Below are 8,257 nucleotides of genomic sequence, written 5' to 3'. Positions count from 1 at the left end.
GGGTGATTGAGGGCGGGTTGATTAATATGGTCGGTGGGTAATCTAATTAACTGTTGAACCCGCCCCTACAACGTGATCAATTATCAATTATCAATTAATTCGCGGGTGATTGAGGGCGGGTTGATTAATATGGTCGGTGGGTAATCTAATTAACTGTTAAACCCGCCCCTACAACGTGATCAATCAATAATGAACAATTGTTAATTATTCATTATTCATTATTCATTATCCTATGGTGTGGATTTTGATAAAATTGGTTCCCTTAGCCTTCCCAGAAGGGATACCACCAATAATCAAAATTTTGTCTCCGGGGGAAGCCATTTGGCGCACTAATAGATAAGTTTGGGCTTGATTTATCAGTTCCTCAAAGGATTCTACCTCCTGTTCCAGCAGCAGAGGTTTCACACCCCAAACCAGGTTTAAACGATGGTAAACCTTGGGATTAGGAGTTAAGGCAACCACAGGCGCTTTCGGGCGTTCAGCCGCCGCTAATTGCCCAGTATAACCACTACAGGTGTAGGCAATAATACAATGTAGATCGATAATTTTATCAATGGTATTTATCGCTTCACTGATAGCATGGGTCTCATCATTGAACGCGGGTGGGTAGTTGATGAAATTGATTTCCGGTTCCACGTCCTCTGCAATTTTCGCTAACATTTCCACAGCCCGAATCGGATATTTACCAACTGCTGATTCCCCTGATAACATCACCGCATCAGTTCCATCAATAATTGCATTAGCTACATCGGAGGCTTCAGCCCTTGTCGGACGGGGATTATTGATCATACTGTCCAGCATTTGAGTAGCTGTAATTACTGGAATCCCTTTTTGATTGCAAAGGCGAATAATTTGTTTTTGCAGTAGTGGGACTCTTTCGGGACTCATTTCGACCCCCAGATCACCCCGGGCTACCATTAAACCATTACACTCGGAAATAATCTCCTCTAAATTAGCGATCGCTTGAGGTTTTTCGATTTTGGCCATCACCGATATTTGTGACGCATTTTTGGACGCTAAAAAGTCTTTAAGAACTCGCACATCTTCTGCGTTCCGCACAAAGCTAAGAGACACCCAATCAACACCTAGAGAAATCCCAAATTCTAAATCTTGCTGATCTTTTTCAGTTAAAGACGGTAAACGTAGAGTTAAACTGGGAAGATTAACCCCTTTACGGCTTTTCAGAGTCCCTCCTTCAATGATTTTACATTTAACTTGATTCCCGGAAATTTCCTCAACCTTCAATTCCAATAATCCATCATCTAGCAGAACCTGGGCACCGATTTCCGCTTCTTCTCCCAGGTGCAGATAGTCGATCGCAATCGTATTAGGTTTACTCTCGTATTGGTCAATAGGAACTAGGGTAATATATTCTCCCGCCATCAATTGTATACCACCATCAGGAAGCTGTCCTACCCTAATTTTAGGACCCTGTAGATCTTGTAATAGGGTGATAGATGTTTTTAACTCCTGTGAAATTTCTTTCAGTAAGGCGACTGTTTTAGTGTGTTGTTCATGGCTACCATGGGAGAAGTTGAGGCGTACTACATTCATCCCCGCTTGGATCATTTGATAAAGCACTTCACGGGAATTACTAGCTGGACCAATGGTAGCTACAATTTTAGTTCGACGGTTTAAAGGTTTCATAATCCCTTGAGTAAATAATTAGGTCAGTGTATGAATTGAGTTATCTGCGAGAGTCATAATCATAGGCGATCGCCTATTCATAGATCCGATAATCTCATGGATTTACATCAGCTCGCCACCTATATTATAAAAGTATATTGGCAATTTGATAACTCTCCCATACCCTCTATAATCTCTTCTTAACCCAATGTTAAATCACCGGACATTTTCAGGATTTTGTCAACCCAACCACTTAGCCACCCAGCAAGGCGACTTTCCGAGTATCAAATAATTTGACAATTCCCTCAGTCACGGTTTTTTTAATGTGTGGATCACATCCAGCTAAAAATTCCTCTGACGAGATTTCCTGTTGAAAAAACTTTTGGGCGCGGTTCCGTTGATTTTGCATTTCTGCAAATCCCATTTGCTTCACCATATATGTTGTCAAAGGTGAATTTTTGATATCATAGTAAGAATGCTGAGTTCTCCCTTTTTCCAGAAGAATAAGCACCGTAGATTCTAATTCATCTTCAGGGTGATAATCATTTTCTATTTCCGGCAGAAAATCTATCAAAGAAACCGTCACAAAATTTTCCGATGGCATTTCTCCCATTAAAGTAGAAACCGGAATTACGCGACCAAATCGCAGAGATAAGGCTTCTAAAAAGGCAATAGTAAATAATTTACTACCTAGATATAATCGACCCACGGCAATATTTCTTTTTGCCCTGGATACCAATTGTTCATAAATGCTATCTTCGGGATAGCCTCGGAATTGATGAAAAACCACTTCCGGCTTCAGAAAATTCATAAACCCTTCCATTTTTTGGAGGGCTGTTCTATATTGACCAATGGTGTAAGCACTAGGATTATTCAGATGATGATTAGTTTCAGGAATTAGGTTCCAGGTATTATCTAAAAATCTGGCTGCACTAGGATCGGCGAAACTCCGCACGTCACGATTAGCCATACGAATCGATCGCTTGACAGTTTCGATTAGCTCCCCATCGGTTAATTTAAGGTTGAATTTGTCAACGATCGCCTGTAATCTTTGATATAAAATATCGCTATTATTTAATCCGGTTTGGGTAGGAGTTCGGAAGGGAATTGTAGCTTCTATACAGGCGACTATTTGCGCTAACAACTCTTGACTAAGAAAAGGTTGTAATACTTTCGCCGCCACTAAAGCACTTAAAAACTCATTTTGCCCTTCTAAAGGTAAGAGCATTTTCCCCGGAGACATATCAAAAATTATCCGCACCATTTCAAAGGTGGGATCTTCAGGAATATCTACGGCTTCACGAATCCAAAGATGTTCTCCTACTTGGCGAATGAAGGGAACTAAGTAATAGGTAAGATTAAAGTTAACGCTTTGGTCAACCTGCACATAAACCACATCATGGAATAAGGCGGCTAATACCTCAATAGCATCTTCGGAACCTCCCACCTCAAAAATATGATCTGGGGTATGAAAATACCGCCACGGTCCGGTCATGGTTTGGACAATTAATTCCGAAATGCTGACCAGTTTTTTCGCGTCTACATCAATCCCAAGTTGATTCATTGCCCAAATTAACCTTTGAAGGCACTGCTGATTATAATCCTGTTGTATATCCATCCGACCCACTAAAATTAGACCAACCTCTATTATAAATATATTTATCCTCAGAGTTGGGGTGATTATCTATAATCTTCTTCAGTTAGATCATCAGCCCACATTCTCTATTGTGCTATGCTATCGTCGGAAATCAGGATATCTATTTCCGTAGCGATCGCTACCTTGGGTTCTAGGGGCAAGACAAACTGAGGGTTTCTCCCTACAGATGGCTATACTCCCCAGCTACCACTACCTCACCTGCTAACAGGAGTTATGTAATTTTACTCCAACCCGGCAGTACCTCCCAATTTTAAAGAAGATAATAGCAGAATCAAGGATATTAATAACATCAAAGTTGAGATGGCATTAATGGCAGGTGTAACCGATAGTTTAATCATACCATAAACAAATAATGGCAAAGTAGTAGCACCTACCCCGCTGGTAAAAAATGATACCACAAAATCATCTAATGATAAGGTAAATGCTAATAAACTGGCGCTGAAAATACCCGGCCAAATTAAGGGAAAAGTCACCCGCTGAAACACTCGCCATTCATTGGCTCCTAAATCTAATGCGGCTTCTTCTAGTCTAGGGTCAAGGTCTGCTACTCTCGCCCTGACTACAATGGTGACAAAGGAAATGCTAAAGGTGATATGACCAATAATTACAGTTGGTAAACCGAGACTTAATCGCATCCCGGTGAGGTTTTCTACTAGCCGAAAAATTAGGGTCATAAATACCAACAAGGAAATTCCCAAGGTGATTTCGGGGATAACCATTGGTAAAAATAGCAAACTTTCTAAAAGTTGATAACCAGGAAATTTATAGCGTTCTAATGCTAAAGCGATCGCCGTTCCTAAAATGGTGGCGATCGCACTGGAAATAGTAGCCACTATCAGACTATTATATAAGGCTGACCAAACTCCCGTCGTCGATAGATCCGCCGTCTGTGCTGGAATGCTTCCCAATAAACTCCTATACCAGTCTAGGGTAAATCCACTCCACACCGCGTTAAAACGGGAAGCATTGAACGAATAAACCACTAAAATGGCGATCGGTAGGTATAGAAACGCAAACCCTAGGGCGACATTTACCCACAGTCCAGTTTTACCCAGGGAACGGATTAGCAAATCAAGTCTGGTCACAGTTGATCGGTTCATATTGTACTCATTATCCTATCCTACTCCTATTGGCAGATATTCTCATCTTCAAATCTCCCTTATCATCCTGATAGCTAACTAATACAACCGCAAATCTACTGAGAGTGATACCACTCGCAAAATTAAGTGTTTGAAGTCACACACATCTGTGGAATATTTTTTATAATAGGGAGAAGTCAAGCCGAACTATAAGCAATATTAAACATTCAGTTCACCAAAACTAATGACTAGATATTTGCCTAGTCGAGCTGGGACTTGATCCGCTTTTGTCGGTTGTGGGGGGACTACTCTCCCCACCCACCTGTTGTCAGAAAAGTTGAATTGGGAGAAGGATTTTGATTGTTACCCTTATTGTGCGCCTGTATTTGGCGATCGCTATTCTAACATTTGCCTATTTGTTGCAAAAATTTTTACGCGATCGCACCACCCCGAAAACACAACTATCTTCATGGCAGATCTTAATCTTAGCAGCAGCATTATGGCCGATTGTTTTACCGATATCTTACTTAGAGCGAAAGGTCAACAAACCTAAAATCGTCATGAGTGAATTCCCATCTTATCGATACTTAGGGAATCGCTCCTACAATCAATATCTGGGATACAGCGATCGTCGCGCTTCCTAAATATTCACCAAAACCGCTATCTTCGTGGGTGCATTACTTACCGTTTTCAGCCATTTGGAAATAAACCCAAACTGGAACTATGACTAACATCATTAACAGTATAGACAGAGCTGAACCCAAAGGCCAATGACGAGCTTGCAAAAATTGATTCTGGATTAAATTACCAATCATCACGGTTTTCGATCCTCCCAAAATGTCTGGGGTGATAAATGCTCCCAAAGCGGGAATAAATACTAAAATAGAACCCGCAATAATTCCCCGTCTGGTTAAGGGTAATAAAATCCTCCAGACTGTGCGGATATCGTTGGCTCCTAAATCTTGGGCGGCTTCAATCAAGGAAAAGTCGAATCTCTCCCAGGTTACATATAACGGTAAAATCATGAAGGGTAGATAGCCGTAGATTAAACCAACTAGGACAGCAAAGGGGGTAAATAAGAGGTTGAGGGGTTCGTCAATTAAATGCAGGTTTTGTAGTAGGGTATTCACCACTCCCTGGTCTCGTAAAATAATCATCCAAGCATAAGTTCTCACTAAGAAATTAGTCCAAAATGGAATAATTACCAGCATTAACAATAAATTACGCCAACCACGAGGACGGGTAGCTATGAAAAACGCAAACGGATAAGCGATCGCTAAACAAATGATCGTCGTAAATGCCGCTAGTTCCAGCGATCGCACAAAAACTCTCAAATATAGGGGATTCAACAGCCTTTGATATTGCCCTACCGTAAAAGACCACACCACCCCCCCATAGGTTCCCCGTTCCAGAAAACTGTAAATCAGCACAATCACCAGCGGCACTACAAAAAATATCACTAACCACACCGTCGCGGGTAAGATTAACCATATTCTCTTGTTCACACCGACAGTTTCCCCCAACGGACTTGAAGCCTTCTGTTTACCAAAAATCATATCACTAGGGTGATTGTGTTAAGTTTTGTTACAAAAATTAAGAAATGTTAAAAAAAATCGACTTTTTGGGGATACCCTTGACTTTATCGTTGACTTGCGGTACTATTTTTATATAATCGGAATATTCAAAACTTTTTTAATTTTGCAAATACCAAATTATATAAACTACACCTAGGATAGCGCCCTTCCCTCTCCCTGTCAACCCCTACTTTACTAACGGCGGCGAAATGTTTGGAAAATTGCCACCCATTCCCCCACCTCGGAACAGGTGTCCGTATTGCAGCCTGATCATTTTCTGGTATAATCATCGCCAATTGGACAAATGGAGGCAGGTAAAATACCCTGTCAATTCTCCACTTAGCGCCAGCAAGTGGTGCTGATCATTATAAAACCGACCAAGTAGCATACTTCAGATAGACCTTGCAAACCCTTAACTTCCCGGAAGCAACTCATACCCTGGTCAAATCCTTGACCCATCATAGCGACCAGGAACTCCTGACCCTGTTTCAAAATCATCCAGATCGGGGTCGATACTTTGTAGTAATTTTCTGTCGCTATGCCCTCATTGTCTATACTCTGATTGGTCACTCTGTCAAATCACCAGTTCAGGCTGAGTATTTATTTGCGTTGACCTGGCGACATATTTTTTATGAAATGCGGGGTCTGAACCTGCGTAATGAAAAAACTCCCGACTCCGAAACAACTCTACAAAACTGGATTATTAACGTTAGTGCTATCTGTATTAACCGCGCTGAACTTCCCCCAGTTGAGTCTATTCATTACTCACTCAAAGATCAGCCACCCCCCCTGTGGTGTTATGTCGGTCAGGCTTTAGATCAAATTGAGCCTTTGTTGCGGCTAATCATTCTGATGGCTCAGACATTTCACTGGAGTGAAACTCGCATCGCCGCCTACTTACAAGCTGAAGGAGAATCTATTTCCCCCAGTGAGGTGCGAACGTTGTTAGAACGAGGGTATAAAATTTTAGAAACCACCATTCCTGAAGATATTCGCGCTATTTATCTCGGTCAAGCTATCACACAATCAACCGATTAAACTGTTTACATTATGGCGATCGCCCAAGCGGTAGATGGCAAACCCTAGAGGGAATTTGAGAACCATTTTCACAGTTCAACAGACACTTGGCGGCAGTGTGTCTCCTTTAGTTTAGAAACACTGTCCCCTGTTCATTGATACTCAGAGACCGAGTATCCAGGTTGATATTACCAGTTGCTTCAAACCGGATTTCTAAAACACCTGGGCTAGTTACTACCGGACGCACAAACAGCAAACCGCCATCTTCCCTTTGATAGGTCAAGTTTATAGGAATTGTCAATTGCTCTAAGGTGCTTTCTGATTGCTGACCAACTAGCCTGGGTCTGGTTCCCCCTGATATCTGATATTCAATCACCACATTACTAGAATTGATCAGCTTCAGGGTAACTCTGCCATTAACAGGACTAATCCTAGCACTAGGAAGGGGAAATCTGGGAATGGTATCCTCTGTGCGCTGTGTTGGTTGTAATGTACCAGCAGGGGCTGTCGGCGTGGGACCAGTGCGATCGCCTTCTGTCGGCCTTCCAGCCGGTTCCTCAATAATTACTGGTTTACCTTGGCGATTAGGTGGCCCTCCCGCCCAGGCGATCGCGCTTGAGGTCAGCAGCACAGAACCAAAAACAAAGCCCAGCCATTTGATCCCAGTTTTGGGTGTGTCGTTATAGTCCACCATAGTATCATTTACCTGAGTTGAACAGATTACACCAGTTTACGCTAGATTTATCATAAATGCCGGAGTGCTAGCTTGGGTCGATCGCTCAGGAGATAAGACTTACCAGGATGCACCAAGAACTTTTCCCGCACAGCCGCGCGCCCTAACAGCATCCTAAACCCCATAACATCCCGGTTAGTTAGGGTAAGTTCGATCTCCCATTCATGTCCCCGTAGTTTAGCAGTAGTGACAATCACGATCCTTTCTTCGGAATGTCCCCCGGAATTTCGCACCTCTCGTTGATCTAAAACCTTCGCTGTCGCTGTCACCGTTTCCGTGCTATTCCGCTGCCAGGGGTGCATTTTGAACTCAACCATCCTTTCGTCTTCATCGCCGAAATGGTGAACATCAAAGGCGTGTATGGCAGAGGAACGCGCTCCTGTGTCAATTTTAGCCTTAATTGCACTTACTCCTAAATCAGGAAGAGCCAGCCACTCCCGCCAGCCAATTACATCTCGCTGTTGCTTGTTAAACAATCCTTTCCAGCCTTTTGATATCTCTGTTTTAGCTTTCTCGCAGCGATCGCTTTACTTCTATATCTCCTCAAGCCCGATTTGGCACAAGCTGCCCC

8 protein-coding genes are annotated in these 8,257 nt (G+C 42.5%); 2 read left to right on the top strand and 6 right to left on the bottom strand.

What is annotated here, in order from left to right:
- Positions 1 to 225: 225 nt before the first annotated feature.
- The 3 genes from pyk to P5674_RS01590 form a co-directional block, all read right to left on the bottom strand.
- Entirely contained in the window at positions 226 to 1,647 is a 1,422-nt protein-coding gene (gene pyk, locus P5674_RS01600) for a pyruvate kinase (RefSeq protein WP_014276832.1), read from the bottom strand.
- 232 nt (positions 1,648 to 1,879) lie between these two features.
- Positions 1,880 to 3,244: a hypothetical protein gene (locus P5674_RS01595; RefSeq protein ID WP_014276831.1), complete on the bottom strand. Its 1,365-nt coding sequence runs from the start codon at positions 3,242 to 3,244 to the stop codon at positions 1,880 to 1,882.
- A 260-nt stretch (positions 3,245 to 3,504) separates the two neighbouring features.
- A complete protein-coding gene (locus P5674_RS01590) occupies positions 3,505 to 4,383 on the bottom strand; it encodes an ABC transporter permease (RefSeq protein WP_014276830.1) in 879 nt (292 codons plus the stop codon).
- A gap of 335 nt (positions 4,384 to 4,718) precedes the next feature.
- Between P5674_RS01590 and P5674_RS01585 the strand changes: the two genes are divergently transcribed.
- Positions 4,719 to 5,006 (top strand): hypothetical protein, encoded by a 288-nt coding sequence (locus tag P5674_RS01585; RefSeq protein WP_014276829.1) that lies wholly within the window; start codon positions 4,719 to 4,721, stop codon positions 5,004 to 5,006.
- A gap of 33 nt (positions 5,007 to 5,039) precedes the next feature.
- Here the strand turns inward: P5674_RS01585 and P5674_RS01580 are convergent, their stop codons facing one another.
- Positions 5,040 to 5,918, bottom strand: a complete 879-nt coding sequence (locus P5674_RS01580; RefSeq protein ID WP_014276828.1) for an ABC transporter permease — start codon at positions 5,916 to 5,918, stop codon at positions 5,040 to 5,042.
- A 420-nt stretch (positions 5,919 to 6,338) separates the two neighbouring features.
- Here P5674_RS01580 and P5674_RS01575 point away from each other — a divergent pair, with 420 nt between their 5' ends.
- On the top strand, positions 6,339 to 6,974 hold the full coding sequence (locus P5674_RS01575) for a hypothetical protein (RefSeq protein ID WP_014276827.1): 636 nt from the start codon (positions 6,339 to 6,341) through the stop codon (positions 6,972 to 6,974).
- Positions 6,975 to 7,080: 106 nt separating this feature from the next.
- On the opposite strand, the gene P5674_RS01570 is transcribed toward P5674_RS01575, so the two are convergent.
- Positions 7,081 to 7,647: a hypothetical protein gene (locus tag P5674_RS01570; RefSeq protein ID WP_014276826.1), complete on the bottom strand. Its 567-nt coding sequence runs from the start codon at positions 7,645 to 7,647 to the stop codon at positions 7,081 to 7,083.
- A 50-nt stretch (positions 7,648 to 7,697) separates the two neighbouring features.
- Positions 7,698 to 8,162 carry an ATP-dependent zinc protease family protein gene (locus tag P5674_RS01565; RefSeq protein WP_014276825.1) on the bottom strand — a complete coding sequence of 155 codons (465 nt, stop codon included), beginning with the start codon at positions 8,160 to 8,162 and terminating at the stop codon, positions 7,698 to 7,700.
- Positions 8,163 to 8,257: the final 95 nt, after the last annotated feature.

Source organism: Limnospira sp. PMC 289.06 (genome assembly GCF_032350395.1).
GTDB classification, from domain to species: Bacteria; Cyanobacteriota; Cyanobacteriia; order Cyanobacteriales; family Microcoleaceae; genus Limnospira; species Limnospira platensis.
The sequence above is the reverse complement of the archived record's forward strand: the minus strand, read 5'-3'. Positions and strand labels throughout refer to the sequence as shown.